The following is a 25,028-nucleotide window of genomic DNA, read 5'->3' as shown; positions in this document are numbered from 1 at the left end:
GGTCCTGCGGACGTTTATGGCTCCAGGCCGAGTTCTTCGTCCAATTCGACGCCGTCGTGCTCGGCGATCTCGCGGTTGAGCTGGGCCTCCCAATCCTCGACCAGTTCCTCGTAGAGGTGGGGTGCGCCGCCGTCGCGCTCGTACTGGAGGTGGCCAAGGGCCGCGTGGTAGGCAGCCAGAGAGGCCGGGTGGACCTTGGTGGTCCAGTCCGATTCAGCAGGGTCGGGTGTGGCTGGGGTGAGTTCGCCGCGTTCCGCGGCGGCAAGGCGCTGCTCGGCGACCGCCAGTGTTTCGCGGGCGTCGTCGATCGCCGCCCTTTCCTCAGCCCAGTCGTGATCGGGATTCTGGCGTACGAGGTAACCGTCGGCCTCTAGATCTTGATCCTGTGCAAGCTGCCCGGTCGCGATCCTCAGATCCGTTCTGGCCTCGTGGACGGCCCACGCTTCGTGGGCGACGTGAGGAGTCCCGAAAGAGCCGTCGGGCATCTCCCCCAGATAGCGGGCCGCGTTCTCGGTGTAGACGTGACGCGCCCCGTACCCATAGAACCGGCCCAGGCCCGGTCTGTGCTGCTCTGAATCGGCCATCCCGAGTTCGACCATGCGGCGGTCGTACTCATCAGCCCGGCCCCGAGTCGTTCCGAGCTGCCGGTCGTAACCCTCACTGGTTCCGGACATGCTGTTCCCTCCGGTAGTTCGTCAGACGGGCGTCCCAGGACGAGGCGGCGGCGTCGGTGGCTGCTCTGGTCCTCGGGCTACTGCTCGTCGTCGGTGGAGTTGGTGGTGCGGTTACGGGCGATGGTGCGTGGGGCGCGGATCCCGAAGGTCATCCCTCGGGTGATCGTGCGCTCAGCCTCGGCGCGGCTGAACCCCGCGACACCGATGTGGGTTGCGGCGGCGTCGAGCAGGGCCGCGTAGGCGTTGTCGGCGTCGAGCTCCCCGCCACCGACGAGCTGACCGAAGACCCGGGCAGCGCCCAGCAGGGTGACCTGCCGCCGGCCTTCCGCGGCGTGTTCGACCTTGTCGAGTTCGTCGGCCTGGATTGCTGCGATGTAGGCGTTCGCCCGCTTGGTCGGCAGGTCCCTCGTCGGCGGTCCCTGCGGGCGCGGCGTCGGCGGCGGCGTGAGCAGGGTGGCCAGCCACGTCGGAAGTTCTGCGATCTGGCCGTGCTCGGCGACCAGGTAGGCGCCCTCGGGGCGGATGCTGCCGGCGCCGACGACGAACCCACCCCCCGCGCGTGTATCTACGAGCGGGCCGAGGCTGTGCCCGTGCCCTCCGTGGGTGTTGCGCAGTGAACCGCCCCGGTCTTGATGGAGGCTCTGAACCCACGGAAGGGTTGGAGTCATGCCAGCGCCGAAGAAGTACCCCGATGAGATTCGGGAGCGGTCGGTCCGGTTGGTCCTGGACCTGGTCGAGGGCGAGGAGCAGGTGAACGTGACCGCGGCGTGCACCCGGGTCGGGGAGCAGCTGGGGATCAATCGGGACACGTTGCGGGGCTGGGTCAAACAAGTCCAGATCGATCAGGGCGTGCGGGCGGGGACGTCGACCTCGGAGCGGGACCGGATCCGGGCTCTGGAGAAGGAGAACGCTGAGCTGCGGCGGGCGAACGCGATTCTCCGCACGGCGTCGGCTTTCTTCGCGGCGGAGCTCGACCGCCCCAGCGGCAGCAAGTGATCGACTACATCGACACCCATCGCGACCGGTTCGGGGTCGAGCCGATCTGCACAGTGCTGGCCGCGGCCGGCGTGCCGATCGCCCCGCAGCTACTACGCGGCCAAGACCCGTCCGCTCTCGTTGCGGGCGCGCCGCGATGAGGTCCTCAAGGTTGAGATCGGGCGGGTGTTCGCCGAGAACTACCGGGTCTATGGGGCGGACAAGATCTGGGCCGCGCTCAACCGGGAAGGCACCCGGGTGGCGCGCTGCACCGTCGAGCGCCTGATGCGTGAGCTCGGGATTCGCGGTGCGGTCCGGGGCCGCACGGTGCGCACCACGGTTGTCGAGCACGGCGCGCAGCGGCCGGCGGATCTGGTTGAACGCCGGTTCCGGGCGCCAGGGCCCAACCGGTTGTGGGTGGCGGATCTGACCTACCTGCGCACGTTCTCGGGCTGGGTCTATGCCGCGTTCGTCGTCGATGTGTATTCCCGGATGGTGGTCGGCTGGCAACTGGCCCGGCATCTGCGCACCGACCTGGCCCTCGACGCTCTGGAGATGGCGTTGTGGCGTCGTGAGCTGCAACAGGCCGACATCTCGGGGCTGGTGCACCACTCCGATCGCGGGGTGCAATATCTGGCGATCCGCTACACCGAACGCCTCGCCGAGGCAGGCGCGGTCGGGTCGGTCGGTAGTCGCGGGGACTCCTACGACAATGCTCTGGCGGAGAGTTTCAACGGCCTGTTCAAGACCGAGTTGATCCGTCCGCGGGGCCCGTGGCGCGGCGTGGACGACCTCGAGATCGCCACCCTTGAGTACATCGACTGGTTCAACCATCGGCGCCTGCACGGCCAACTCGGGATGATCACACCGACCGAAGCCGAAGCCACCTACTACCGCAATCACGCCCCGCAGCAGCATGCTGAACGGGCAGAACCCAGCCTCCACTGAACCCGGGGCGGTTCAGTGCGGGAGTGGGCGGCGGGTCTGGACGAGATCGCGCGGTTGATTGGGTCGCGGTTCGCGCGTTCGGAGCCGCGGGCGAACGCGGTCGCGTATGTGCGGGGGCTGCTCTCGGAGCGGGAGCGGAAGAACTCGTGGACGATCTCCGAGCAGGCCGGTCAGCCGGTGCCGGATCCGATGCAGCGGCTGCTGTCGACGACGGACTGGGATCCCGATGCAGTGCGGGACGATCTGCGCACGTATGTCGTTGCGCACCTGGGCGACCGGGCTGGGATCCTCGTCGTCGACGAGACCGGGTTCCTGAAGAAGGGAGACCGGTCGGCGGGTGTCGCGCGGCAATACACCGGCACGGCGGGTCGGATTGAGAACGCGCAGGTCGGTGTGTTCCTGACCTATGCGACGCCGCATGGGCGGACGTTCCTGGACGGGGAGCTGTATCTGCCGAAGGCGTGGACCGAGGATCGCCCCCGATGTGACCGTGCGGGGATCCCTGCTGATCGTGAGTTCCGCACCAAGCCCGAGCTGGCGGTCGAGATGATCGCCCGCGCGATCGACGGCGGGGTTCCGGCGTCGTGGGTGACCGGCGATGCCGTCTACGGACAGCACTACCGGCTCCGCAAGAGCCTCGAAGACCGTCAGATGAGCTACGTGCTCGCGATCCCCTCCAACCAGCGCGTGATCGCCAAGACCACCTCGTCGATCATCGGGAGCGAGTACCGGGCCGACGCGCTCATCGCAGGACTGCCGGCCACCGCGTGGCGCAGCAGGTCAGCCGGCGCCGGATCGAAGGGCGACCGTCGCTACGCGTGGGCGCGGGCGCGGATCAACGGGGAACGCGATCCCGACGCCGAGTACTGGCTGCTGGCCCGCCGCAGCCTGACTGCCCCCTCAGAGCTGGCGTACTACCTCTGCCACACGCCCAAGCGAGTCGCGCTCAGCGAGCTGGCCCGGGTCGCCGGCGCGCGGTGGGCGATCGAGGAGACCTTCCAGACCGCGAAAGGCCAGACCGGCCTCGATCATTACCAAGTCCGGCAATACACCGGCTGGTACCGGCACATCACTCTCTCCATGCTCGCGCACGCCTTCCTCACCGTGACACGGTCAAAAAGGGGGCTCTCCACGCCGACAGCGGCGAGCTCATCGCGCTGAGCCTGCCCGAGATCCGCCACCTCATCGCCACCCTCGCACTGGACACGATCGCCGACCCCGGCCACGTGCTGCGCCGCTCACGCTGGCGACGAAGACACCAACACACCGCCCAACAGCACCACTACCAACACCGCAGCCACAACCCATAAACGCGACTGTAGTACTAGTAGCCATGCCGCGCCCCGGCCCTGCTGGAGGTGCGCCAACGTCCCAGGGAGGAGGATGAGCAGCGTGAGTGATGAGACCGCGCCACAGGACGTCCCGACCGTACGAACCCGGGCGGCTCTGTTGGGCGACCGACTCGCGATGCACTTCGAGGCCGGGCGAGTTCGCCTCAACGGTGTCCAGGTGACCGACCTGGATACCCCGGCCCCGGAGGGCACCCGGATCGTCATCGCTGGGACCTGACGACTCCGCCCCGGTCTCCTTCCGGGACGGCCGTCGTCGTCTGGGGCAGTGCGGTCGGTCGTGGTCAGTACCGCAGGTTGTAGAACGACCAGCTGGTTTCCTGGCTCTGGGTCGGGTTGCCGTTCGAGATGCAGCGGTACTCAGAGGTGTCGGGTCTGCCCCGGTAGGCAGCGATCGCCTCCTCGCACGCACCCCTGTTCGCGTAGGTCGCGACGTAGCTCCAGGTTGGGGACTGGGCAGGGGTAATGGGGGCTGCGGCGGCGGCCCCGGCACCGACCGACGTCAGCGTGGCGGCCCCGAGGGCGAGGCCGATCATCGTGGACCTGAGAACCCGCATGGTCCTACGCCTCCTGCTTGGTGATCTTGGACTTCACGGAGGGTAGGAGCGCTCTCTCGGGACCCCTCCCGAGCTCGGCTCGGGGCTGGAGGGTCTTGCTGTGGTCGGAGGGCGGCCAGCTCATCGGATCCGCCTGGTCCTCGTCCCGGACCGGTGCGGTGGTCCTTGGGGACCGCTCGACGGGAGGTCGCGGGCTTCGCGCAGCTCGCGGAGGTGCTCGCTGAGCGCTTCCCTGGCGGCCATCCGCGCCCCTCGTCCCGCCGGCCGGTCCCGCAGAACTGGCGACAGCGGTGCGGGAGGGGTGGGCCCGCTGCCGGTGCCGGTGCTCGCGCGCATCCGGCCGATCTGTACGGCGCGGATCTCGCCGAGGCGTCCCTGCCAGGGGCGTAGGCGGGCGCCGATGACCCGCAGGGGGTCGCGGGCACCGGTGGTGACTGGTCCACGCGGTCGGTCGGGGTGGTCGGGGTGGTGTTCGAGTGCGTGGCGCAGCCCAGCGACGGTCGCGCCGGCCTCCCACCACGGCTTGAGCAGCGACCGGGCACGCCAGATGTCGATCGTGCCCGGTTGTCGGCCTCCTAGGCCGAGAAGGGTGAGCAGGGTGAGGGTGGCTTGGTTTCTGGCACCGGGCGTGTTGGGGACGTCGTAGGGGTGCCACTTGGCTGCTTTGGTGGTCACTGACCGTCTGCCGCCCGACAAGGGCTTAAGACTCACGTGAGAAGTGGGGAGGTCGCCACTTTCATCCACAGTGGTCTGAGCTGGGTGTTCGTGTGTGTGGTCGGTCGGCGCGGTGAGCTGGGGGAGGGGGCTGTGGGTGACCAGGGCGTAGGTCGGTGTGCGGCCGGTGTCGGTGCCGAGGAACTCGGCGCTGGCTCCGGCTTCGACGACGACGAGCAGGCCGCGGTCGCGGGCCCAGGCCAGGACGCGGGACACGGTGCGGGCGGCGCGGGCGCCGGCGGCGCCGAGGCGGTCGGTGGTGAGCCCGGTGATCAGGCCGGTGTCCCAGTCCATGTGGCAGACCAGGCGGCGCAGGATCGCCGACCAGCTGGTGCGCTTGTCCGAGCGCCACTCCTCGTCGTCGACGAGGCGGGCGATGTATTCGAGGGCCTCGGGCTGGGAGGTCAGCACCCGCCACTGGTGGTCGATGAAGTTGCGCCACCCGGGGTGCGGGGTGAACCCGCGGGCGTGTCGGGCGCGGGCGCGGGTGACACCGCGGGCGCGCGCTCGGGCGGTGGGAGGCAGAGCGCGGCTCGGGCGCCCGGGACCGCTGGAGGGGCCTGAGGTCGAGCGCGCGGCGCGGCCGCGCGGCGCGCGACGAGGTGCGGCAGTGCTGCGGATGCCGAAGTCGCCGGCGGGCGGTTGCGCGCCGAGGGGGAGCTGGTGGAGCAGGCAGAGGTCGGAGGTGGGGCCGGAGGCCAGGGTGAACGCGCCGTGCTCGTAGCAGCGGATGCAGAACCCGGTCTCCGCCGCTGGTGAGCGGCGGTTTTCCGGGCATGACGAATTCGCCCCGTGTCTAAGGTGGTTGGCTCCCGGCCCAGGATGTATCCTGGACACGCGAAAGCGCCCCTTCTTCGCAGGTGGGGTAACGGCCCCGGTTCGCCGGGGCTACGGCATCAGGCGGGTGCAGGTCCGGCTGACGCGAGAACGATCCGAGGCGGTCTCCTGGCAGGGAGACCGTCTCGTTCTTTTAGGAGGCCTTGGTCAGGGGCTGCTCCGGGCGGTTGTACTGGACCGGGATCTGGCCCGGGATCTCGTTGCGGTAGCGCAGGCCCAGGTGGATCAGTGAGCCGGCGACGAGCGAGATGCTGCGGTCGCGTTCCCGAGCGATCTCACGGACGACCTGGTCGTCGGGGAGAGGGATCCGGGCTGTGAAGCCTGCTGACTCGCTGCGGGGGACTCGGAGGGGCAGCTCGTCTGGGAGCTCGTCGACGTGCTGAAGCCCGATGTTGATGAGCTTCGCAGCGGTCTCCGAGACGTACCAGCCGAGGTTGGTGGCCAGCGTCTTGAGCGCAAGATCGTCGGCCAGCAGTACCCGTGGAAGAACCACTGCACGCGGGCCCTTCGACGGGCGCCCTGTCGGTCTTCTCGCCATGGCGGTGATCCTGCCCGGTTTTCTGAAATCAGGACAGCGCGACACGCCCACCATCTTTCAGAAAACCGGGCATCGCCATCGGCTCGAGATCAAGGCAGTGCCTCGTTCCTGGCGATGAGTCGCGACGCCAGCGTCAGCAGCAACGGACCGGTCAGCGCGGACGCAGACGCCACTGATGCAGGCGAGTCTGCTCAACGCCGGCAAGCGCCCGTTGCTGCAGCTGCTCACGGTGGCAGCCGGGTGCTCTATCTCGGGTGCCTGTCCACGCTGTCGCGCATCATCCCAGAGCCGGTTTCTCGCCTGAGCCGTCCTCAGTGGTTGCGAGCATCGTCTGTGCGAGCCGGTCGACGTCTCGAAGCCACGGCTGCAGGTCTTCAGACAGAGTTGCTCGCAGTCGGCTTTGGACCCTCTGGACGTTGCGGGCCTCACGTGCGCTGAGCGGCCGGTTGCGCTCAGCTTCAAGCGCTTCCGCGAACTGTGTGGAAGGCATCATGAGCGATCGGGGCGTAAAGGCCGCAGGAACGTAGGCATCGTGTGAACCGGTTGCTACCGAACCGGACACCGCGGTAGTTTCTGGGAACCGACCTACCTGATCCGCGGGGGAGTCAGCGCGCTGCGGCGCGTCTCCAGCCAGGAGGTCGCACCCATGAACGCCGACCAGCCCGATCTGTGGCGCTCCCAGGGTAGCCCCGCGCCGATTGTGCTGTGGGACATGCTTGACGGTCCGATGCCGCGAGGGCTTCTCGGTGTCGGTGACCCGAACGTCCACCTCGTCGACGGCCGGTGGACCTTGTTCGTCGGCGGCTTCACCACCACGTTCCGCAACCGCCTGTTCCGCGCGCACCTGGTCGACGAGGCGACCGGTCCCAGCGGTCCATGGCGGATCGATCCCGACCCTCGGGGCCGGGCCCGACCGCTGGCCGCCGACCCGCCGAAGGGCTGTTGGGACGCTGCCGGCATGCACACCCCGAGCTACGTCCCGCCGGCTGGGGGCAACGGCGCCCGGGTCTATTACTCGGGTCGGGCGAACGTAAAGCACTACGGGCCCGGGAGCAGATACGCGATCGGCGTGCTCGAGCACACCGGCGGCCAGTGGCGGCGGCGCGGAGCACCGGTATTGGAGGGCAGCGCCCCACGGTGGAGCGTGCTCGAACCGCGAGTCGTTCACTCCGGGGGTCGCTACCGGATGTGGTACCAGGCGAACCCCCACGAGATTGGTCCCGGCGAGTACCCCGACTACGAGCTGCGGTGCGTCGAGAGCGAGGACGGCCTGACCGGTTGGACGCCGCCGCGCGTGTTCGCCGGGCCGGACGAGGGCTTCTTCGACATCGCGATCGCGCCGCGCGGCAACGGGTGGGTGATGCTGCTGGCACGCGGGTCCGACCTGCACGACACGGGCGGTTTCCCGCCTCAGGGCCTGTGGTGGAGCACGGCGGCGCACCCCAGCGCCGACCGCGCGGACTGGTCGCAGCCTCGGCGGCTCCTCGACACCGATGCGCCGGGTACTCCACTCTGGATGGCCCGCGGAACCTACGGCCCGGGCCTCGCGATCAATCCTGCCAACCCCGCTCGCGTCACGGTGCTGTTGACGGGCGTCCGGGCCGCCCCGCGGTGGCCGCGCCTGATGCTTGGGCGGGTCGCCCGGCTGCGTCGCCCGCCGGTTCCCGCACCGTTCTACCTGTCGGTGGCGACCGTGACGCTTGATCTGCCGACCTGCTGATCGATGCGCTTGCACGGCCGGAGTCCAGATCGGCGTAGGGCTCAGTGTGCAGGACCCCGACGGTGCAGCCACGCCGGATCGCGTCCACCAGGTCACGACGCGGATGTTCTGCGGCCGCTCACCAGTCTTCACCGGCGATAGCAACTATGCGATCGGCGTGCTGGAGCACACCGACGGCCAGCCCGCGAGCAGGTGTTGGAGCTGGCCCTGGGCAACCCGCGGGGCTCGGTACTGCTCTTCCACATTCCCACCACCAGAGACTGTGGTCCGCACTGGCGACAGCGTCTGTTCAGCCGGGATCTGTCCAGGCGGTGCCGTCCGCGGTGCGGTACGAGACGAGGAGGGCCATCGCAGCGTGCTGGGCGTGGTCGAGACCATCGCTGATGTCCGCCAGCAGCTGCTGTGCGGTCGGGTGAGCAGCGGCTTCATCGTTGCGTTCGAGTTCAGCGGTGATCGCGGCGAGTTGTGTGAGCAGGGTGAACAGCCCGGCGGAGGCCTCGGAGAGCGGCCCAGCGGTGGCCGGCCCGACAGGTCCGGCCGGTCGGTCAGGGGCGGGCGTCGGTGTGCACCGTAGGGAATGCAGCTGACGGAGTGCGCTGTCGAACCGGTCTCCAGAGCTCATGCTCTCCTCGGGGATCCACGCTCCAGTATCCGACATGTGTCCCCTCCCAGGCGTTCTGTGCTCGGGTGGCAGGTTCAGATTCGTGCCGGGGACCTTGCCCGCTTTCGGAGTCGCGCTCAACGAGTGAGCCGTGGCGTACTCGAATGTGTACGCGTTCGGGTACGCTGTGAGGTGTGTGGGTGCCTGAGGTGTTGTCGTTCCGGGAGTTTCGTACGGCGTTGGCGGCGACGTTGAAGCGGGTGCAGGACCCGGATGCGGAGCCCGTCTTCGTGGGTGCGCATCGCAAGCCCGAGGCGGTGGTGATGTCGGTGGCCCGTTACGAGCAGCTCGTCGGAGCGGCTCAGCGGCGCGCTGATGTCGACGAGGCGCTCGCCTCGGTGCGCGCGGAGGGCCTCGAGCCCAGCGCGCAGAGCCTGGCGTTGCTCGACGGTGTCGCGGCGGGTTCGCTGAGCACCGACGAGGCCCGTGAGCGTGTCCTGGCCCGTTACCGCCGTTGACCGGCCCGGACCCCTACCTCGACACCGGTGTCCTGCGGAACCGGCTGGGCATCTCCGACCCGGCCGAGCTCGCCCAGGCCGAGGCCGAGCTCACCGGGCGCTACGACCTGGACCACCTGCAGGATTTCCACCACTACATCTTCAGCGACCTCTACGACTGGGCCGGGCAGCTGCGCACCGTGTCCATCGGCAAGGGACAGCTGTTCTGCCTGCCCCACCACCTCGAAACCTTCGCCGACGACATCTTCACCCGCCTGCAGGCCCAGCAGGTGCTGCGCGGGCGTGACCTCGACGGCTTCGTCACCGGCCTGGCCGAACTGCTGGGCGACATCAACGCCCTGCACCCGTTCCGGGAGGGCAACGGACGCACCCAGCGGGCGTTCCTGGCCCAGCTCGCCCACGACGCGGGCTACGAGCTGCGCTGGACCACGATGGACCCGGCCGAGAACAACCGAGCCTCCGCGCTCTCGCTGGCCGGTGACAGCTCCGCCCTGCACACCATGCTCGCCCACCTCGTCAGGCCACTCCGCCAGCCACCCCAGTCACGGCCGGCCTCCACCGACAGCTGAGCAGCGCCTCCGTCTCGACGTCGGTCCGGCTTCTCGAGGGGGTGTGCCGTGTGTGCCGGAGTCGGCAAGGCGTTCCTGCCGGTGTGTCCGCCGCGTCTGGCCGAGTGGGCTGAAGAATTGTCGGTCCCCTGTCGCACACTGAGTCCGTTTCCCCGGCGCTGTGCGAGAGGATCGCGATGTCAGACCCCGTCATCGTGGCAGGAACCGCCCTGTCCCGTCAGCTGCAATCAGCATTCCGCAACGCACGCGATGCCCGCCGAATCGAGTGGGTCGAACGGGAGAACGAGGCCCTGACCGCCCTGCGGGTCCTGGCCACCTACCTCGCCTACCACCCAGGAAGCGCCACCGCCCGGGCCATCACCACCACGCTGACCGACAGTATTGATAATCCGGGGGAAGACATGTCTCTCGTAGAGCATGCACTACCCTCGGCCGCAAGTATCAATACAGCAGAGGGTGACACAGTGGCGCGAATCGAAACGGTACAGCTCATCGACGACCTCGACGGCGCGGCCGCTGATGAGACCGTCGCTTTCGCCGTCGACGGGAAGCTGTTCGAGATCGACCTCAATGCGACCAACGCCGCGACGTTCCGGGACAAGCTCGCCCCGTTCGTGTCCGCCGCACGGACCGCAGGAGGCGGCCGGGTCGCACGACGTCGCGAGGCGGCCGCGGCGGCAGGCTCGACCGAGGCTCGGCGCCACAGCCAGGCGGTGCGTGTGTGGGCGCGGGAGAACGGATACGCCGTCTCCGAGCGGGGCCGCATCCCCGCCGAGGTCGTCGAGGCCTACCGCGGTCGCGACTCGAGCACCACGACGTTCGCACCGGAGAAGACCGCGCCGGGGAAGGCTGCGCTCGCGGCGCGGCCACAGGCCGCCCAGTTCAGCGGATAGTCCCGCGCAGGCCTACATCCATGGCGCCCGCCGCTGAACCGGAACCTTGTGGAGCGGTCTGGCGAGCACGCCGGTCGCCTCCCGCGTGTTCTCTGCCCAGGTGGCGAACAGTAGGCACCGCTCGAGGCCCCACCTGCTCCGCTGCCAAGGTGTTTCCTCATCTGCGGGTAGCGCAAGCAGTCAGTCGTCGTGCGGAGCAATGTCTGCCGACAGGTGTGGGACGACTACGACCTGGTGCTGATCTTCGTAGATCACGCGACCTGGATCATCGGACCGGCGTTCGATGCAGGCCACGCCGTGGCGGCGGAGGATCGCCAAGTAGCCATCTATGGGAGCCAGAAACTGAGTGGCGGTGGCCTTGAACCACGCTGCCGCCAGCGGATGCGCCAGCTTGTCGTATGCCCCGGTGGGCGGGTAGACGAGCGTTTGGTTGTACCACTCGTTGGACGTGCGCCAGAACTGGTGGTCGGCTGCGGAGAGGTGCCCCGAGCGACCGAGGGTGTTGGTCAGCCCGAAGACGCCGACACGCCGGCCTAGATCATCCTCGATCGGACTCTCGTAGCGGACGAACTGAGCGGACACGTCGAGCACCTTAAACACGGGGCATCTGTGTCTGGTCAGAACGTGCAGTCGACGACGTTCACGCGCTCCTACGTTCGAGGGCCCTGGACGATCGGTGGGTCGCAGCGAGCCAATGACGATCGACAACGCGGGGACGGGGATTCGATGGCGAGGATGCATACGGACGAGGTGGACGTCAACGACCACGTCGTCCGGGAGCTGGTCCGGGTGCAGTTTCCGGAGTGGGCCGATCTGCCTGTGCGCCGGCTGGATTCCGGCGGGTCGACGAACGCGATCTTCCGGGTCGGGACGACGCTGTCGGCGCGGCTGCCGCTGACCGCGGGGGGTGTCGAGGGTCTGCACCGGGAGACGCGGTGGCTGCCGGTGCTCGCCTCGGCGTCGCCCGTCCCGGTGCCGGACGTCGTCGCGATCGGACGGCCTGGGGGCGACTACCCCTTCGACTGGGCTGTCCACCGGTGGATCGACGGCGAGGTCCTGGTGGAGGGCCGGGTCCCGGCCCCGGACGGCATCGCCCGGGATCTCGCCGCGTTCATCGCCGCACTGCACGAGGTCGACGTGACCGGCGCACCGCAGGCGCACCGCAGCGGGACACTCGCTGACCGGGACGCGCAGACCCGCTCCGCGGTCGAGGAGCTCGCGCGCACCGACGAGCCGTTCGATCCCGACGAGGCGATCGCGGTCTGGGAGTCGGTGACCGCCGTCCCCGCCCCGGGCGCCCCCGCGCGCTGGATCCACTCCGACCTCATGCCCAGCAATCTGCTGACCCGGGACGGGCAGCTCACCGCGGTGATCGACTTCAGCACTGCAGGATTGGGGGACCGGGCGGTCGACCTCATCCCGGCCTGGAACCTGTTGCCCCCTGCCGCCCGCTCGACGTTCCGCGCCGCCGTGGGCGTCGACGACGACACCTGGGAGCGCGGGCGCGGATGGGCACTGTCGATGGCATTGATCCAGCTGCCGTACTACCGCGGGACGAATCCCGTCATCTCCAGCAACGCGCGCCACGTCATCGAGCAGGTACTGGACGGCTGAGCCTCTGGTCCGGCCGGTGTTCGCCGCCGGGCCGGACCGGGGTGGGCACCTCGAAAGGCACACGTGAATTGACGGCCGGGTCCCGCTAACAGCTCAGGACACGACGGGAGGCCGGTCCAGAAGCTGCGGCTCGTCGAGGACCTCACCGGCGCACTTCCGGCAGACGCGGGCAGGTTCGCGGGCTACTACGCCCGTCGGGCGGGGCCGCCACCAGCGTAATTGCCACGATCCTAATTGTCGGCTTTCTAAGAGCGGGGGTCACAGTGTCGGCGACTGTTCATCAATCATGGCGCACTCCTACCGGACCGACGTCACCGGCCGGTAACGAGGTTCCGAGCGCCGTCATGCTTCGAGCTCAGTCGTCAGGAGGTCTACTCGAACAGGTCGATGCCTTTTTTCGCCGCAAGGTCCTGAAGCTTCTCGGCGTCGTCGGTCTGGATACAGACGCACGCACGGATACTGTCGTCCTGGCGCCTCAGGATGTAATGGGCGTTGCTGTCAACCAGTAGATCGTCGTTGACGTCGTAGAACAGCCAGCGCACATGCACCTGAGTGATTCCGTTGGAGAGCCGGTCCTGCTTGATCAAGTCGTAGCGGACTGAGGCGAGTCCGAGCTTCTTGTACAGCGGGTAGGACCGCTCCAGCCCCGCGACCATCGCCTCGCGAGACTCCAGTACCCCGGAGAAGTTGTCGTCGATGATCGTTCCGGGGATCGCCCACAGCTCCGCGGCTGCGGCTGCGTCGAAGCTGCTCAGGCTCGCTGCGTAGCGGTCCAGGTAGGCCGTGATCTGCGTGTCGTTCATGATCACGACTCTAGGAGTGAACCCCGTCGGAGCCGTGGCGGCGTTCGATCCTGGTTCGGGGGAACCTCGAGGGCGGCGATCAGCTTCACAAACGCGCTCTGTGCGACGCCGGCGGTGAAGGGCCCGACTGCGACCAGGGCCGCGAGCAACGCGGAGACCTCGCCGGGGGTCAACGACACCGAACGGTCGTGCTCGCGTGACGCGACTCGGTACCCACCTCGAGCTCCCGTCACGACGTCGAGCGGTACGCCGGCTGCACGCAGACGAGCTGCATCTCGTTCGATCGTGCGTGGGCTGACCCCGACCAGGTCGGCCAGCTGGGCCACGGTCGTGTACTTCGGATGCCGCGCCCTCAAGTGCTCGATCACCGCGTACTGCCGCTCCACGAGCGGTACGACTTGATGTAGCTGGACTCGGGGCTGCATGGAACAAGGCTCACACACTGCACGAGGCGCTCTCGCGACGAACGGCCCGACGAGGTCGTGGTGAGCTGCCCTGCGGTGTAGCTGTGGATTGTGAGCGACTGGGTTGTTCGGCCGTGCCCGGCCGGAGGGGGAGGGCCCGGGGCACGGCCGCGGTGCTGCACAGGTCCCTCCCCTGCTCGATCTGGCCCTCGATACGGTGGCGCAATGTGCGCTCGCCTGCGCACGACGGCGCGGCTCGCTCTCACCCCGGAGCGGTATCGAGTGCGTCGTCGTGACGACTCCCCAGGACGCGCAGGCTGGATGCCATCGAGGACGGGAGAGCAATCATCCGAGGGATCTTTGTCGCTGCCGGCGTCGCGCTCGCGGTCTCACTCCTGCTGACACCATTTCTCATCCGGTTCTTCACTGCGCGGGGTGTCGGGCAGGAGATCCGCGACGACGGAACGAGACTTGAAGGACTGCCTTGATCCGCGGTCGCGACGTGCTCCTCGGCGCGGTGCCGTGAATGAAACGATCGACTGCACAATGCTTTGTCAGCATTCAGACAGACTTGGCTGACACCGTGCGCCTTCCCGGACTTATCGGATCCGCGCGATCTGCTCAAGCAGCGCCGCGGCATGGTCAGGGCCAGGTAGTGCGGCCAGTTCGGTACGCAGACGTTCAGCCTCCTGTCGGTAGCTCGGCACTGCCAGCAGTTCCGTCAACGCGGCGCGGACCTCCGCTGGCGTCGCGGTAGCGGCGTCGAGCTTCAGCCCGGCGCCGAGTTCTTCGCAGCGCTTCGCGTTCATCGGCTGGTCGGCACCTATCGGCACGAGCAGTGTGGGGAGCCCGTGGGCGAGCGCACCCATCACGCTGCCTGATCCGCCGTGCGAGACGACCACATCGCAGTGCGGTAGGACCTCGTCCTGTGCCACGTACTGCGCGATATGCACGTTGTCCGGCTGCGGCCCGAACTCGGCCGGGTCGATCTGCGATCCCACTGTCATCAGCAGGTTCACCGGCAGCGCCCGCAGTCCGGCGAGCACTCGTTCGTACAGGTCTCCGGACTCCACTCCGAACTCGGTGCCCAGCGTGAAGTAGATGACTGGAGCGTTGGGGCGCACTCTTACCCAGTCCGGCCGGGGCCCGGGTGGGCGAGCCGGACCGCGTGCTCTGTGCCATGCCGCCATGCCTCCGGTGCACGAAACGTTGGCGGGAATGGTGAGAGTCGCAGGTGTCGGCCGAGCATGATCAGATCCGGGTCGGCCGCCAACCCACATTCGGCCCGGATCTTCCGCAGTGGTTCGCCGACCACGTCGGGGCGGATCTGCAGACCTGTGGCCGATACCAGGACACTCGCATGTGGAAGGCCCGACCGCTCGGCGGTTAGCATCGTCGCAAAGTCGAACTCGTCGCACACCGCCAGATCCGGCTTCCAGTCGCGCACCAGCGGTCCCACCAGCGGCAACCGGGACTTGGTTGCCCGATGGGCGAAGTTCTCCCGTACTTCATCGTCGGCCTGGTCGGCATCCGCCGCTGTCAACGGTGCCCGCTCGCGTGGTCTGGCGACGGGCCGGTGCCCGAGCTGGTGAAACGAGAATCCAGCATTCTCAACTAGCCCACCCAGAGACGCGGACGTCGCCCACAAAACGGTGTGTCCGGCGTCGGCGACCGCCCGTGAGAATGGCAGCAGTGGGTTGAGGTGTCCGGGGCCCCCGATACAAGTGAACAGAATACGCACTACAGTACTGTTTCAGCGAGGTCGTGCCGCCACAAGGCGCGTCGACTTGCGCGAGCGTCGGCTCAGTCGAGGGAGGCCATATCCGAGCGACTGGGGTCAGCCCCTTGCGGGTGTTCGAGCAGTTCTCGAGCTAGCGCCATCCGTCCTCGTCAGATGGGCATCGGGGCGGTCTCGATCCGCCACCTGCCCCGGCCCACATGCGCCTCGCGGACCGACCAGTGCCGGACGGCCTGCGGGCCCGCTTCCTGTACCGGCTCGGACGATCTTCGGAAGCTGCTTCGGCGATACCTCGCTACCGCTCGCGCTCAACGGCAAGGCGCACGGTGTGCTCTCGGCGCCGCTGCAGAACGATCATGGCGGCGGAGAACGTCGTGGCCAGAGCTGCCATCGAGAGGGCCAGCCAGAAGTAGGGGGAGCCGATCTCCCCGCTGGCCCGGTACAGGACTTGTCCCCAGGTCGGTCCGACGAATCCGGGCGCGGCGACCAGCTCACGGTTGGTCTTGGATGTTCTGGCTTGGGCGTAGGCGATGTGGTCGGAACTGATATCGGCTGCTCGGCCGCGGCGCAGGGCGCGATGGACCGAGAGTCGTTGGTCAGGGTCAGGGGCAAGGGCGCGGGACAGAACCAGCATCGTTCGGTCGTAGGCGTAGGGCTGTGGGGCGCGGGTCCACGTCGAGGCTGCGATCGGGCCCAGACACACCACAGCGGTCACGCTCAGGACATAGAACCAGCCACCGCCAGCTGATCTGGTGAGCAGCACCCACGCCACGGTCGAGAGCACATAGCCGCTGACGACGACGGTCCAGATCCGCCACCACCAGACCCATCCGGGGTGGGGATCGTGGAGCACCTCGTGCGCAGAGGTCATGCTCATCGGCCGATCTGGAGGACGGCGTTATCGGTGAAGACGTCGTCGACGCGGATGTAGGTGGTGATGGTGTCCATGGAGCGGTGGCGGGTCTGGTGGGCGATCGCGCGATCGGTCGCTCCGCGCAGGTGGGCGTAGGTGACGAACCCGGCGCGCGCAGGCTGTGGACGGTCGCCCGTGCTCATCATCCCAGGTGTCGGCCGAGGAACTGCCAGCCGGCGTCTCCCTCGTACTGTGGGACGCCGGTGTGCCCGCCCATGTTGGCGTGTAGCGCCTTCTCCTCGGAGCCGAAGGCGTCGAACAGCTCGAGCGCGCGCTGCCGATCGTTGCCCTCATCGTCCCACTGCAACAGGACGTGCAGCGGGATCGTGACCCTACCGGCCTCCTCGAGGACGGTGCGGGGGATGAAGCTGCCGGCGAACAGGATGGCGGCCACGATGCGCGGCTCGAGGACCGCCAGCCGGGTGCCGATGGCGATGACCCCGCCCGCGAAGCCCACCGGGCCACCGATCTCGGGCAGCGCGAGCAGGGCGTCCAGGGTCCGCTGCCATTCGGGGACGGCCTCGTCGACCAACGGCAGGATGAGTCGGTCGATGATGTCGTCATCGACGGGCCAGCCGGCCTGCAGCACCCGGCGGACATCGGCGCGCGCCCCGTCGACGCTGGCGATCGAGGTCCGGCCTCCGCTGCCGGGGAGTTCGATCGTGGCTGCCGCGTATCCCTGCGCGACGCAGTCGCGGGCCCTGGACACCAGGCGGTCGTGCATCCTGTCCAGCCCGCCGGGGTGCCCGAGCAGGACCAGCGGGACCGGCCCTGTCCCGATCACGCCCGTCCAGAGGATTCCGGGGATCTCCCCGAGGGTGAACTCGCGCTCGACGACGCCGTCGTCGAGGTGCTGTTCGGAGGTGAACTCCATGGTCGTGCCTTTCAGGAGCGGTCGTGAACGGCGCTCCCGGACGACCTATCGTCCGACCGTGACCCCTGAGGGGAGCACCCATGTCGAATCGTTCACGGGTACCACCTCCTCGGTCTCCTGCACGGCCAGCGGCACCGTAGCAGTGGTCGACTCGCCACCGCGGGACAATTCCCGCGCGGGATGTCCGATGATCCCGCCAAGCACGAGCGAGGCCGAACCGCGCTGCCGGGTCGCCGGCGTCGTCCGTGCGCTGCTGCTCCGGGCCGATGTGCTCGACGTCCAGGGCGGCCGTTGACCTCGCCAGGCGTCGGAGATGCTGGCGCAGCAGGCGACCAGGCCAGGCCCACGTCCGGATCTTGGGGACAGCATCGCCCGTCCGGTGTACGGCAGGCTCATCAATCTGTCATAATCTCTATTATCGGCTCACTGTCGGCGGATGTCGGCAGGCGTCAGACACTTGATCTCAACCTGTGCACGGTGATTGGTATGGCGCCCGGTGAGATAGTCGCGTGCCGGGCCGACGCGTGGAACGCCGGTGACGGCGACCGGTGGGCAGAGGAATTCGTCGAGGATGCCGTCTTCATCGACTACCTCGGCCGGGTCCAGCGCGGTTGGTCCGTGATCGCCGCGCGGACGACGCCTGCTGAAGACGACGGCGAAGCTGGCCAGTGCTACCATCTGGTCGGCGACACTGCGACGCCTGATTCCCTGCTGCACTGACCCACGTGATGTGCGGCGCCTCAACTGGGACAAGGTCCTCCGGGCCCGCAGATGCTGCCGCCCGTTCCTCGGCGTGCGCGTGGGGCTCGCCGGTGAGGATCGTTGTGCCCAAGAACAGCAGCCGTAAGACCGCGGCGCGCCAGCGCGCCGCTCGCCGGGGCGAGCGCTACACCCGCGCCTTACGCGTGGTCGGCGGGATAAGGTCCCCCGAGGATCTCGTGGTCGCACGACCTGACACGGCCGACGACGGGGTCGGCTGGGCCCAGGACCTGTGGCAGATCCGGCGCCTGCAGGACATCGTGGAGTCCCGTGGATGGGTTGCCCCGGCGCACGCGCACGAAGAGTTCGACGACGACGGCTGTGCGTGCACTGTCGACGTCTGCTGGGAGTACCCGGCGTCATCAGCGTCTAGTTGTGTGGACGAGACCAACCAGCTCCCCGACGGCCTCGACGACGAGGGTCCTCGGAACCCTGAGTGCAGCGTGGGCTGGGACGAGCAACGAGGCCTGATGGCCAAGGTCCAGACCGCAGGCAACTGGGGCGGCTGCCGGCTCCACCGCACGGACCTACACATCGTGCCGATCGCCGAAGCGGCCGCACGTCACCGACTGCCACGGTTGCTCACCACGGTGGAGCGCGCCACTCGAACCATCGACCCCGCACAGCTGATCGACTGCACCTTGCGTGGGCCCTGCGGTCGACGGGTGCGCCAGCGCCTGGCGCATCTCGACCGCGTCAACGCCTGGACCGGTGCGATGGTCGCTGCCGCAAGGCAGTTCTCCGCGGCCGAGATGGCTGAGCTGCAGGTGTGGGAGGACGAGCACCTCGGCGGCCGCGCCCTCAAGGCCGACGGCGAACCCTTCGGAACCAGTGACTGGCCCGGATGGGCCCCGCTGATCGGGCCGGCGCCGTGGGATGAGCGTTCCATGTGCGACGCCTCCGAGGACGCCGACGCCGCCGAGACGGACCCGGGGCCGGTGCCGGTCCCGTCACCGGACAACGACGGCGTCCCGATTGATCTGCTCCGCCCGGTGTTGAACAGCCGGGGCCTCTCGGCCGGCGCCTGCGGACTCTGGTCAATGCTGGTCTGCTACTACTGGTCCTGCGAGGACGACCGCACCATCACCCAGCTACACGTGCACCGACCTGACGACGTCACAGAGACCGACACGCTGCTGGCCGAGCTGACCGCCGCAGGGATGATCACCATCTCCGACACCAAAGTGGTCACCATCAATCCGGACAAGCTCGGCGTCATCGCTCCACCACGGCCCTGACCTCCGCGTTCATCTGGCCCGTGTAGGCCGCCCCGAGCTGGGTCACGGCGATGTTCTCGAAGACGCTGACCCTGCGCAGCACCAGATCCACTCGGGAACCGGCCTATCGAAGGGAGAGCTCGATGGCTCGCTCCTCGGGGCCGGCGTGCCGGCGCTGTAGGGCCCGTACCGGTCAGCAGCCGGCCGTTACGACGGAGCATGCCCCGGCGCGCGGTGCCGACCGCCCGCGGACTCCGGCACCACGATGGCGGTCTCACATGCCTCGCGGGGTCCGGGTAAGGCTGGGTCGGGCAGCCTCTCCAGGAAGTTCGCGCCGGGCGCGTCCAGCGGCGAGGGCTTGTTGATCTCTTGCAGAGAGTCCGGGACGATGCGGTCCTGCACTCCCGGGTGTCGCCGCTCCAGAACAACGGCGTCGGATACTAGCGGGATCGTCCGCTACCGGTACGCCTGGACGACGATGACGCCCGGTCAGCCTGTCGCCGCGTCGTCGGGTGCTGCGCTCGGGGTCCGGCGCAGCACCGTGAGGACCAGGACCGCGCAGGTGCCCATGAGCACAGCCCCGGCCGTGCCGACCGTCGAGAGCCCTGCGGCGTAGGCCCGGCCGGCGAGCTCGACGAGCGGGCCACCGTCGACCTCGGCTGCGATCTCCCCGACCTGGGCCACGGAGTCGGCAGCGGTGGCCCGGGCGGCGGCCGGCACCCCTGGCACGACGGCATCGTCGAGCATCACCGAGCGACTAGGTAGGCCGACACCGTCGCCGGCGCAGCGGGCAACGGCGTGAGGTCGTGGCCGGCGCAGAACGCGGTGAAGCCGGTCCAGACCGAGCGGTAGCCGCGGCGGGTGTTGTGTGCCCGGGAGGCGGCGACATAGGCGGCCTCGTCCGGCGACAGCGGGGTGTCGACAGCCGTCGAGGTGCCCGGGACGGCGTCGAGCTCAGCGTGCGGCACCGACGGAGCCTACCCCGCTGCTTGGCGGGATCTTATGGATGATCCCGCCAAGTGGCACAACGTTTCGTCTCGTTTCGTTGCAATGAACGAGATACAGAACGATTGACATAACGATACAAAACAGGTAGAGTCGAGCCCGTGAGCGAGCAGTCCTTCCCCGGCGACCCGGCCGACCGCAGCGATGACACCGCGGCGGCGCCGGCCGATCCCGCCACCACCGGCACCCCGGGCGGCGACATCCCGGGCGGCGCCGCGCGGGCGGGCGGCGGGTCGCCGGGCACCGGGCCGGTCGGGTCCGGCGCGATCGCCTCGCCCGGCGGCGCGGGGTGGCGGGCCCGTGTGGGAGGGCCGGAGCTGGAGCCGTGCCAGTTCCCGGGGGGCTGCGCGAACACGATGGAGTACGCCGGGTCCGGGCGGCGGCCGAAGTACTGCTACCAGGTCGTGGGCGGGGTGATGCACGACCGGGTCAACGCCAAACGGATCGCCGACGGCGGCGTCCCGGCGCGCCGGCGCGGGGAGCCCGACGACGCGCTGGCCCGTCCGATCGCCCGGGCCGGGCAGACCGTGACCGACCAGGTCGTCGCGCTCATCGCGCGGTTGGAGGAGGGCGGCACCGAGCTGCGGGACGCACTGGGCACCCTGGCCGATCCCGAGGCGGTCGCCGCGGAGATCGCCGCCGCCCGCCGCGCCGCGCGTGCCGAGATCGACCTCGCCCAGGCCGCGACCGACGAGGCCCGCGCCCAGGCCCGCGCCGCCCGGGATGCCGCCGAGGCCGCGCGCCGCTCGGCCGCCGCGTCCGACGAGGACGCCGCCGACGCGATCGCCGAACGCGACGCCGCCGAGCTCGCCCGCGCCGAGGCGGTCACCGCCCGCGAGGCGGCCGAGGCCCAGCTCACCGCGACCCGGGCCGAGCTGGAACAGCAGGTCGCCGACCTGACCGCCGAGCGGGACACCGCCCGGGCCGAGACCGAGCAGGTCACCGCCGAGCTGACCGCGCAGCTGGCCGGAGTGCGCGCGGAGCTGGAGACGGCCGGCGCCGAGCGCGACACCGCGGCCGCCGCGCGGGACACCGCGACCGCCCGGGCCGAGGCAGTCGCGGCCGAGCTGACCGCGCTGACCCGCGAGCACACCCGCACCGAGACCCAGCTCGCCGAGGCCCGGGCCCGCGTCGAGCAGCTGGCCACCGAACGCGACACCGCGACCGCGGATCAGGCCGCGACCCGGCGCGACCTCGACCGCGCCGAGACCGACCGCGCCCGCCTGGCCGACGAGATCAACGACGTCCGGGAGCAGGCCGCGGAGTATCGGGCCGCCCGGGCCGCGGCGGAGAGCAGCCTGGCCGCGCTGCGCGCCCAGCTCGTCCACGACGTCGACCGCGAACGCGCCTACGGCGAGCAGCGCCTGGCCGACGCCGAGACCCGCCATGCCGCCCAGGTCGCCGACCTGCGCACCGAGCTGGCCCGCGCCCAACGCCGCACCGCCGGCCACGACGCCGACACCGACGGCGTCGACGTCGATCCGGGCGCCGAGCCAGCGCGTCCGCCCGCCCGCCGGGCCCGGCCCCGCGCCGCGCAGCGCCGACCCGGCCCCACCGCCACCGAGCCCGTCACCCCCGAGCCCGCCGCCACCGAGCCCGGCGACCCGACCGATCAGCCCGGCGACACCGCCCACCAGGAGTGAGGTCCCCATGAACCCCGCATTCCGCGCCGGCACGTCCCCCGCACCTGCCCCGGCCCCTGGCCCCACGCCTGGCCGGCCCCGACCGCACGGCGGATCGGCGCGGCCGGTGATGGCCGACCTCGCCCCGCACGCTTCGAGCGGCCCCAGCCTGTGCTGCGACCGGTGCGGTTGCCCCCCGGGCGACCCGCTGCAGCAGATCCTGATGAGCGCCGTGTGGCTCGTCGACGGCCCCGACGGGCCCACCACCGCCTGCTACTGCCGAGCCTGCGCACCCGCCGGGCCGATCACCGACCTGACCTGCCAGCGCTGCGGCGACGGCCCCCTGCTGGTCGGCGACCTCGCCGCCGCCCCCGACGGCGCGGTCCCCGCGCCCGCCCGCGAGTGGCTGACCGCGGCCGGCTGGCACCTCGACGAACCCCTCTGCCCCAGCTGTCTCCCGGCGGCCACCCGCCCGATCCAGAAGAGCCCCAGATGAACGCCCAGCAGCCCAGCGACGGCCCGCCACCGCCTCTTGCCCCGGGTGGGCCTCAGGATCATCGGAGGACAGGAGCACGACGATGACACCGACCGACCGGGTCTCCCACACGTCCGTCACCCCGGATCCGGCGGCCACGAGCGTCGAGCTGCGGAGTCTGTGTGCCGACCGGCACTACCTGCCGCCCGACGTGCTGCGGACGCTGGCCGACATCTGGCTGTGCGCGACCGCGATCCGCTGGCCGGGCACGCCGCCGCACCGGTTCTTCGACTATCACCTCGAGTTCTTCGACCAGCACGACACTGCCCGCTGCGAGCACCACCGCGACGCCGGTGACCCTCCCCCGCCGACCACCCCGGAGCAGGTCCTGTCCATCTACGACGCGGTGGCCCGGCTGTTCGAGCGGCGCCATCGCCTCGCTTACGGCGAGCTGCGGCTGGTCGAGCAAATCTGGTGCTGCGCCTCGGCCGCCCGCTACGGCGCACCGCACGAGCGGTTCTGGGACGACCTCGACGAGCAACTCGCCGACCACGACCTCACCGAGTGCACCACCACCTGAACAGGGCGAGCACACCGTGATGGTCACTATGTAGAAGGCACGTGCCAGCGGCCCCCTCCGCGGACCGTGCCAGTCGCTCCGCGCGCACTCACCGCACCGCGCAGGTGCGGCCGGTGCTAGACGAGCGGACCGCGTGGCTGCAGCACTCGCTGTCCCTCGACCAGGCCGCCGCTCGCTGGGCGGCCACTACTGCAAGCTGGCCCAGGTCATCGCCAACCGCACGATCCACACCCCCGGCTGCGCCGCATCGCCCGCGCCGAGGTCGACACCTCGCCGCCGACGGACAGCTGCGCGCGAACCGGCTGGTGACCGCCGACAACGCCGCGGCGATCTTTGACACCCACCGATGACACTTCGGCATCTCCGTCGAAGCTGGGTGGATCAGCCCCCGCCGCCCACCACAACCTTGCAGATCAGCCGCTACAGTTCTGTGTGTCGGTACCGCTCTACCGCCGCGGCGACGTCGACGCGCTCCTTCAGCGCACCGACGTGAACTGGCACCAGGTCCGCGACGCCCGAAGGGCACACGGTCCGCCCGCTACTCGAGGTCGTCGGAGGCCGGGCACCGACCGCGCGAAGGTCATCCGGGCGTTCCTTCGGGGCTTCCTCGAGCGAGAATCTCTGCTTATCGACGCCCCTCCGTAATTCGTTACACCTTGTGTTTGCGTCCAGCCCGTCGGCGGCATGAGGGCACGCAACGTCACCGCCTCCCCACTCGAGTGACCTATCGCGTAATCCTAGGCGCGAATTAGTATTCGACGACATGTTGCACTGAAGTGCATCTGACTGGCATGGCGTTCCTGGAGGGGGATCAATACAAAATGGCTAGAATTACTAAGCGGCCTTTACGTGCGATCGTTGCCGCTGTCTTTACGGCGACAACCCTGAGCGTCTCACCTGGTGTTGCGAGCGCCGCAAACGAGGAGCCGCCTCCGTCGGGTCCGCAGGCGGTCATCGGTTCGGAAGCCGATCCGGACCGGTTCGAGAAAGCGGAAAGAATCTGTGACACCTACGTCCGGAGGACGAACGACAAGACGGGCGACACCGAAGTAGTCGGCGATACGTGCTCCAGTGATCCCGCCTTGCGCGCCGGTGCACAGAGGATCAAGGCGCAGCGCGCACCTGTCGTCGTGCTGGTCGAGTTCTAGTCCCTTCCGGACCTGAAAGGGCTCGTCGATCGCGTGTACGGCTGGAGCGGCCCATGCGATCCGGTGGGATACCGCTTCTCCAACCTCACGACTATGAACACCAACCTCGGCGGTATCCGCTCCTATGTCGCCGCCAACCTCTGTTACGGGCAGGAGATCTGGACGAACCCGAATTTCGCAGGGAACCTCCGGCGCGACACCGGCTACTACCACCCCTGGGTCGGCCCCTACCACGACGGAGCTGTCCGTTCGATGAAGGTCTACGCCTACCCGGTCGTCGGCTGACGACCAATTCAGCTTCATGAGGAGTGGGCGCGGCAGACAAGAACCGAGGTCGCCGCGCCCACTCGGACAACACTCAGCATCTATACTTCAGGCATGGATACCGACGAACGCCACAGCGGTGAATGCATGAACGGTCCAGCGAAAGGGACGATAATAGGGTTCACGACACCCGCACCCGACACGATCGTCATCCCACGAGAGATTCTGCGCGACCGAGGGATCCCGGGCGACGAACTGACATATCGCATCGCCGAAGAAGACCCCAGAAACGGTCACAGCGAATACTATCTTGTCGAGTAGTCGAAGTCGCAGCCGACCACGACCTCACCGAGTGCACCACCACCTGAACAGGGCGAGCACACCGTGATCACCACCGCGCCCCCGACTCCGCCCGCCGCTACACCCGCCGCCGAGACCCGCCGTTCTGCCCCTGCCCCCCGCCCCAGGGTTCGCCGCCCCTGTCGACGACCTCCACGCCGCCGCGGCGCGGCTGCGCACCGTCCTGATCGAGAACCGGCCCGCGGTCGAGGTGATCGCCGCGCCGCGCCACTGGTAGAGCGCCTCGCGCAGATCCTTGATCCGGTCGCGTTCGACGACCGCGCCGAGCCCCGCACGATTGGAGCGTTGTGGGATCAGACCTGCCGGCGTATGACCGCCCAGCAGCACGCCGCCCGCGCGATCGCCGCAGGATGGGTGCC

Annotated in this window: 29 protein-coding genes, 1 pseudogene and 1 other annotated feature; of the genes and pseudogenes, 15 read left to right on the top strand and 15 right to left on the bottom strand. The window is 69.2% G+C overall.

Going from position 1 to position 25,028, the window contains the following annotated elements:
- Nucleotides 1–14: 14 nt before the first annotated feature.
- Nucleotides 15–674 (bottom strand): hypothetical protein, encoded by a 660-nt coding sequence (locus tag KPL60_RS21190; protein ID WP_226364796.1) that lies wholly within the window; start codon nucleotides 672–674, stop codon nucleotides 15–17.
- A gap of 77 nt (nucleotides 675–751) precedes the next feature.
- Entirely contained in the window at nucleotides 752–1,342 is a 591-nt protein-coding gene (locus tag KPL60_RS21185; protein WP_226364797.1) for a bifunctional DNA primase/polymerase, read from the bottom strand.
- On the opposite strand from KPL60_RS21185, the pseudogene KPL60_RS21180 reads away from it, so the two are divergent.
- Both KPL60_RS21180 and KPL60_RS21175 read left to right on the top strand, forming a co-directional pair.
- Nucleotides 1,341–2,597 (top strand): annotated as a pseudogene (locus KPL60_RS21180) (IS3 family transposase). The gene KPL60_RS21185 and the pseudogene KPL60_RS21180 sit on opposite strands and share 2 nt — an antisense overlap.
- Nucleotides 1,625–1,756, top strand: a sequence feature (AL1L pseudoknot). Its footprint overlaps the pseudogene before it by 132 nt.
- Before the next feature lie 15 nt (nucleotides 2,598–2,612).
- Complete coding sequence (locus tag KPL60_RS21175) at nucleotides 2,613–3,758, top strand: IS701 family transposase (RefSeq protein WP_226364762.1); 1,146 nt, start codon at nucleotides 2,613–2,615, stop codon at nucleotides 3,756–3,758.
- Between the two features lie 472 nt (nucleotides 3,759–4,230).
- On the opposite strand, the gene KPL60_RS21170 is transcribed toward KPL60_RS21175, so the two are convergent.
- The 3 genes from KPL60_RS21170 to KPL60_RS21160 all read right to left on the bottom strand — a co-directional run bounded on the left by KPL60_RS21170 (nucleotide 4,231) and on the right by KPL60_RS21160 (nucleotide 6,547).
- Nucleotides 4,231–4,482: a hypothetical protein gene (locus KPL60_RS21170; protein WP_226364798.1), complete on the bottom strand. Its 252-nt coding sequence runs from the start codon at nucleotides 4,480–4,482 to the stop codon at nucleotides 4,231–4,233.
- A gap of 141 nt (nucleotides 4,483–4,623) precedes the next feature.
- Nucleotides 4,624–5,628, bottom strand: a complete 1,005-nt coding sequence (locus tag KPL60_RS21165; protein ID WP_226364799.1) for a hypothetical protein — start codon at nucleotides 5,626–5,628, stop codon at nucleotides 4,624–4,626.
- A 559-nt stretch (nucleotides 5,629–6,187) separates the two neighbouring features.
- Complete coding sequence (locus KPL60_RS21160; protein WP_226364800.1) at nucleotides 6,188–6,547, bottom strand: hypothetical protein; 360 nt, start codon at nucleotides 6,545–6,547, stop codon at nucleotides 6,188–6,190.
- A gap of 691 nt (nucleotides 6,548–7,238) precedes the next feature.
- Here KPL60_RS21160 and KPL60_RS21155 point away from each other — a divergent pair.
- Nucleotides 7,239–8,312: a hypothetical protein gene (locus KPL60_RS21155; RefSeq protein WP_226364801.1), complete on the top strand. Its 1,074-nt coding sequence runs from the start codon at nucleotides 7,239–7,241 to the stop codon at nucleotides 8,310–8,312.
- Between the two features lie 289 nt (nucleotides 8,313–8,601).
- Here KPL60_RS21155 and KPL60_RS21150 read toward each other — a convergent pair whose 3' ends face one another.
- On the bottom strand, nucleotides 8,602–8,934 hold the full coding sequence (locus KPL60_RS21150; protein ID WP_226364802.1) for a hypothetical protein: 333 nt from the start codon (nucleotides 8,932–8,934) through the stop codon (nucleotides 8,602–8,604).
- Nucleotides 8,935–9,113: 179 nt separating this feature from the next.
- Here KPL60_RS21150 and KPL60_RS34785 point away from each other — a divergent pair, with 179 nt between their 5' ends.
- The 3 genes from KPL60_RS34785 (at nucleotide 9,114) to KPL60_RS35165 (ending at nucleotide 10,893) form a co-directional block, all read left to right on the top strand.
- Entirely contained in the window at nucleotides 9,114–9,431 is a 318-nt protein-coding gene (locus tag KPL60_RS34785; RefSeq protein WP_226364803.1) for a type II toxin-antitoxin system Phd/YefM family antitoxin, read from the top strand.
- Nucleotides 9,428–10,000 carry a Fic family protein gene (locus KPL60_RS21140; RefSeq protein ID WP_226364804.1) on the top strand — a complete coding sequence of 191 codons (573 nt, stop codon included), beginning with the start codon at nucleotides 9,428–9,430 and terminating at the stop codon, nucleotides 9,998–10,000. Before KPL60_RS34785 ends, KPL60_RS21140 begins: the two co-directional genes overlap by 4 nt.
- Before the next feature lie 176 nt (nucleotides 10,001–10,176).
- Entirely contained in the window at nucleotides 10,177–10,893 is a 717-nt protein-coding gene (locus tag KPL60_RS35165) for an Lsr2 family protein (RefSeq protein ID WP_374228732.1), read from the top strand.
- Between the two features lie 180 nt (nucleotides 10,894–11,073).
- Here KPL60_RS35165 and KPL60_RS21130 read toward each other — a convergent pair whose 3' ends face one another.
- A complete protein-coding gene (locus KPL60_RS21130; protein WP_226366947.1) occupies nucleotides 11,074–11,475 on the bottom strand; it encodes a hypothetical protein in 402 nt (133 codons plus the stop codon).
- Between the two features lie 153 nt (nucleotides 11,476–11,628).
- On the opposite strand from KPL60_RS21130, the gene KPL60_RS21125 reads away from it, so the two are divergent.
- Nucleotides 11,629–12,507, top strand: a complete 879-nt coding sequence (locus tag KPL60_RS21125; RefSeq protein WP_308016802.1) for an aminoglycoside phosphotransferase family protein — start codon at nucleotides 11,629–11,631, stop codon at nucleotides 12,505–12,507.
- Between the two features lie 371 nt (nucleotides 12,508–12,878).
- Here the strand turns inward: KPL60_RS21125 and KPL60_RS21120 are convergent, their stop codons facing one another.
- The 6 genes from KPL60_RS21120 to KPL60_RS21095 form a co-directional block, all read right to left on the bottom strand.
- Entirely contained in the window at nucleotides 12,879–13,310 is a 432-nt protein-coding gene (locus KPL60_RS21120) for a hypothetical protein (RefSeq protein ID WP_226366945.1), read from the bottom strand.
- A 2-nt stretch (nucleotides 13,311–13,312) separates the two neighbouring features.
- Nucleotides 13,313–13,735, bottom strand: a complete 423-nt coding sequence (locus KPL60_RS21115; RefSeq protein ID WP_226366944.1) for a YafY family protein — start codon at nucleotides 13,733–13,735, stop codon at nucleotides 13,313–13,315.
- Between the two features lie 578 nt (nucleotides 13,736–14,313).
- Nucleotides 14,314–14,838, bottom strand: coding sequence for a glycosyltransferase (locus KPL60_RS21110; protein WP_374228731.1), 525 nt, complete (start codon nucleotides 14,836–14,838; stop codon nucleotides 14,314–14,316).
- Nucleotides 14,839–15,747: 909 nt separating this feature from the next.
- Entirely contained in the window at nucleotides 15,748–16,329 is a 582-nt protein-coding gene (locus KPL60_RS21105; protein ID WP_226366942.1) for a hypothetical protein, read from the bottom strand.
- The gene (locus KPL60_RS21100) at nucleotides 16,326–16,508 is read right to left on the bottom strand and encodes a hypothetical protein (RefSeq protein WP_226366941.1); all 183 of its coding nucleotides are present in this window, start codon (nucleotides 16,506–16,508) and stop codon (nucleotides 16,326–16,328) included. Before KPL60_RS21100 ends, KPL60_RS21105 begins: the two co-directional genes overlap by 4 nt.
- Nucleotides 16,508–17,239: an alpha/beta hydrolase gene (locus KPL60_RS21095; protein ID WP_226366940.1), complete on the bottom strand. Its 732-nt coding sequence runs from the start codon at nucleotides 17,237–17,239 to the stop codon at nucleotides 16,508–16,510. Before KPL60_RS21095 ends, KPL60_RS21100 begins: the two co-directional genes overlap by 1 nt.
- A gap of 486 nt (nucleotides 17,240–17,725) precedes the next feature.
- Here KPL60_RS21095 and KPL60_RS21090 point away from each other — a divergent pair, with 486 nt between their 5' ends.
- Both KPL60_RS21090 and KPL60_RS21085 read left to right on the top strand, forming a co-directional pair.
- The gene (locus KPL60_RS21090; protein ID WP_226366939.1) at nucleotides 17,726–17,959 is read left to right on the top strand and encodes a hypothetical protein; all 234 of its coding nucleotides are present in this window, start codon (nucleotides 17,726–17,728) and stop codon (nucleotides 17,957–17,959) included.
- A gap of 104 nt (nucleotides 17,960–18,063) precedes the next feature.
- Entirely contained in the window at nucleotides 18,064–19,236 is a 1,173-nt protein-coding gene (locus tag KPL60_RS21085) for a hypothetical protein (protein ID WP_226366938.1), read from the top strand.
- Nucleotides 19,237–19,704: 468 nt separating this feature from the next.
- Here the strand turns inward: KPL60_RS21085 and KPL60_RS21080 are convergent, their stop codons facing one another.
- Nucleotides 19,705–19,944, bottom strand: a complete 240-nt coding sequence (locus KPL60_RS21080) for a hypothetical protein (protein WP_226366937.1) — start codon at nucleotides 19,942–19,944, stop codon at nucleotides 19,705–19,707.
- A gap of 17 nt (nucleotides 19,945–19,961) precedes the next feature.
- On the bottom strand, nucleotides 19,962–20,183 hold the full coding sequence (locus KPL60_RS21075; protein WP_226366936.1) for a hypothetical protein: 222 nt from the start codon (nucleotides 20,181–20,183) through the stop codon (nucleotides 19,962–19,964).
- A gap of 138 nt (nucleotides 20,184–20,321) precedes the next feature.
- Here KPL60_RS21075 and KPL60_RS21070 point away from each other — a divergent pair, with 138 nt between their 5' ends.
- The 6 genes from KPL60_RS21070 to KPL60_RS21045 all read left to right on the top strand — a co-directional run bounded on the left by KPL60_RS21070 (nucleotide 20,322) and on the right by KPL60_RS21045 (nucleotide 24,630).
- Nucleotides 20,322–21,863, top strand: a complete 1,542-nt coding sequence (locus KPL60_RS21070; RefSeq protein WP_226366935.1) for a hypothetical protein — start codon at nucleotides 20,322–20,324, stop codon at nucleotides 21,861–21,863.
- A gap of 202 nt (nucleotides 21,864–22,065) precedes the next feature.
- Nucleotides 22,066–22,338, top strand: a complete 273-nt coding sequence (locus tag KPL60_RS21065) for a hypothetical protein (protein ID WP_226366934.1) — start codon at nucleotides 22,066–22,068, stop codon at nucleotides 22,336–22,338.
- An 82-nt stretch (nucleotides 22,339–22,420) separates the two neighbouring features.
- Nucleotides 22,421–22,897 carry a hypothetical protein gene (locus KPL60_RS21060; RefSeq protein WP_226366933.1) on the top strand — a complete coding sequence of 159 codons (477 nt, stop codon included), beginning with the start codon at nucleotides 22,421–22,423 and terminating at the stop codon, nucleotides 22,895–22,897.
- A gap of 791 nt (nucleotides 22,898–23,688) precedes the next feature.
- Nucleotides 23,689–24,045 carry a hypothetical protein gene (locus KPL60_RS21055; protein WP_226366932.1) on the top strand — a complete coding sequence of 119 codons (357 nt, stop codon included), beginning with the start codon at nucleotides 23,689–23,691 and terminating at the stop codon, nucleotides 24,043–24,045.
- Nucleotides 24,046–24,138: 93 nt separating this feature from the next.
- On the top strand, nucleotides 24,139–24,330 hold the full coding sequence (locus KPL60_RS21050; protein ID WP_226366931.1) for a hypothetical protein: 192 nt from the start codon (nucleotides 24,139–24,141) through the stop codon (nucleotides 24,328–24,330).
- Between the two features lie 93 nt (nucleotides 24,331–24,423).
- Nucleotides 24,424–24,630 (top strand): hypothetical protein, encoded by a 207-nt coding sequence (locus tag KPL60_RS21045; RefSeq protein ID WP_226366930.1) that lies wholly within the window; start codon nucleotides 24,424–24,426, stop codon nucleotides 24,628–24,630.
- Nucleotides 24,631–25,028 lie beyond the last annotated feature (398 nt).

It is taken from the genome of Pseudonocardia sp. ICBG162, assembly GCF_020496225.1.
Classification (GTDB): Bacteria; Actinomycetota; Actinomycetes; order Mycobacteriales; family Pseudonocardiaceae; genus Pseudonocardia; species Pseudonocardia alni.
Note: the sequence above shows the minus strand (reverse complement) of the source record. Positions and strands in the feature narration are given on the sequence as shown.

What these genes read in the sequence shown, in the direction of transcription:
- KPL60_RS21050 (WP_226366931.1), top strand. Translation starts at nt 24,139, where the DNA reads ATGAACACCAACCTCGGCGGTATCCGCTCCTATGTCGCCGCCAACCTC.
- KPL60_RS21090 (WP_226366939.1), top strand. Translation starts at nt 17,726, where the DNA reads ATGGCGCCCGGTGAGATAGTCGCGTGCCGGGCCGACGCGTGGAACGCC.
- KPL60_RS21150 (WP_226364802.1), bottom strand. Translation starts at nt 8,934, where the DNA reads ATGAGCTCTGGAGACCGGTTCGACAGCGCACTCCGTCAGCTGCATTCC.
- KPL60_RS21115 (WP_226366944.1), bottom strand. Translation starts at nt 13,735, where the DNA reads ATGCAGCCCCGAGTCCAGCTACATCAAGTCGTACCGCTCGTGGAGCGG.
- KPL60_RS35165 (WP_374228732.1), top strand. Translation starts at nt 10,177, where the DNA reads ATGTCAGACCCCGTCATCGTGGCAGGAACCGCCCTGTCCCGTCAGCTG.
- KPL60_RS21125 (WP_308016802.1), top strand. Translation starts at nt 11,629, where the DNA reads ATGCATACGGACGAGGTGGACGTCAACGACCACGTCGTCCGGGAGCTG.
- KPL60_RS21055 (WP_226366932.1), top strand. Translation starts at nt 23,689, where the DNA reads ATGGCGTTCCTGGAGGGGGATCAATACAAAATGGCTAGAATTACTAAG.
- KPL60_RS21120 (WP_226366945.1), bottom strand. Translation starts at nt 13,310, where the DNA reads ATGAACGACACGCAGATCACGGCCTACCTGGACCGCTACGCAGCGAGC.
- KPL60_RS21095 (WP_226366940.1), bottom strand. Translation starts at nt 17,239, where the DNA reads ATGGAGTTCACCTCCGAACAGCACCTCGACGACGGCGTCGTCGAGCGC.
- KPL60_RS21190 (WP_226364796.1), bottom strand. Translation starts at nt 674, where the DNA reads ATGTCCGGAACCAGTGAGGGTTACGACCGGCAGCTCGGAACGACTCGG.
- KPL60_RS21065 (WP_226366934.1), top strand. Translation starts at nt 22,066, where the DNA reads ATGAGCGCCGTGTGGCTCGTCGACGGCCCCGACGGGCCCACCACCGCC.
- KPL60_RS21105 (WP_226366942.1), bottom strand. Translation starts at nt 16,329, where the DNA reads ATGAGCATGACCTCTGCGCACGAGGTGCTCCACGATCCCCACCCCGGA.
- KPL60_RS21060 (WP_226366933.1), top strand. Translation starts at nt 22,421, where the DNA reads ATGACACCGACCGACCGGGTCTCCCACACGTCCGTCACCCCGGATCCG.
- KPL60_RS21045 (WP_226366930.1), top strand. Translation starts at nt 24,424, where the DNA reads ATGGATACCGACGAACGCCACAGCGGTGAATGCATGAACGGTCCAGCG.
- KPL60_RS21100 (WP_226366941.1), bottom strand. Translation starts at nt 16,508, where the DNA reads ATGAGCACGGGCGACCGTCCACAGCCTGCGCGCGCCGGGTTCGTCACC.
- KPL60_RS21185 (WP_226364797.1), bottom strand. Translation starts at nt 1,342, where the DNA reads ATGACTCCAACCCTTCCGTGGGTTCAGAGCCTCCATCAAGACCGGGGC.
- KPL60_RS21170 (WP_226364798.1), bottom strand. Translation starts at nt 4,482, where the DNA reads ATGATCGGCCTCGCCCTCGGGGCCGCCACGCTGACGTCGGTCGGTGCC.
- KPL60_RS21155 (WP_226364801.1), top strand. Translation starts at nt 7,239, where the DNA reads ATGAACGCCGACCAGCCCGATCTGTGGCGCTCCCAGGGTAGCCCCGCG.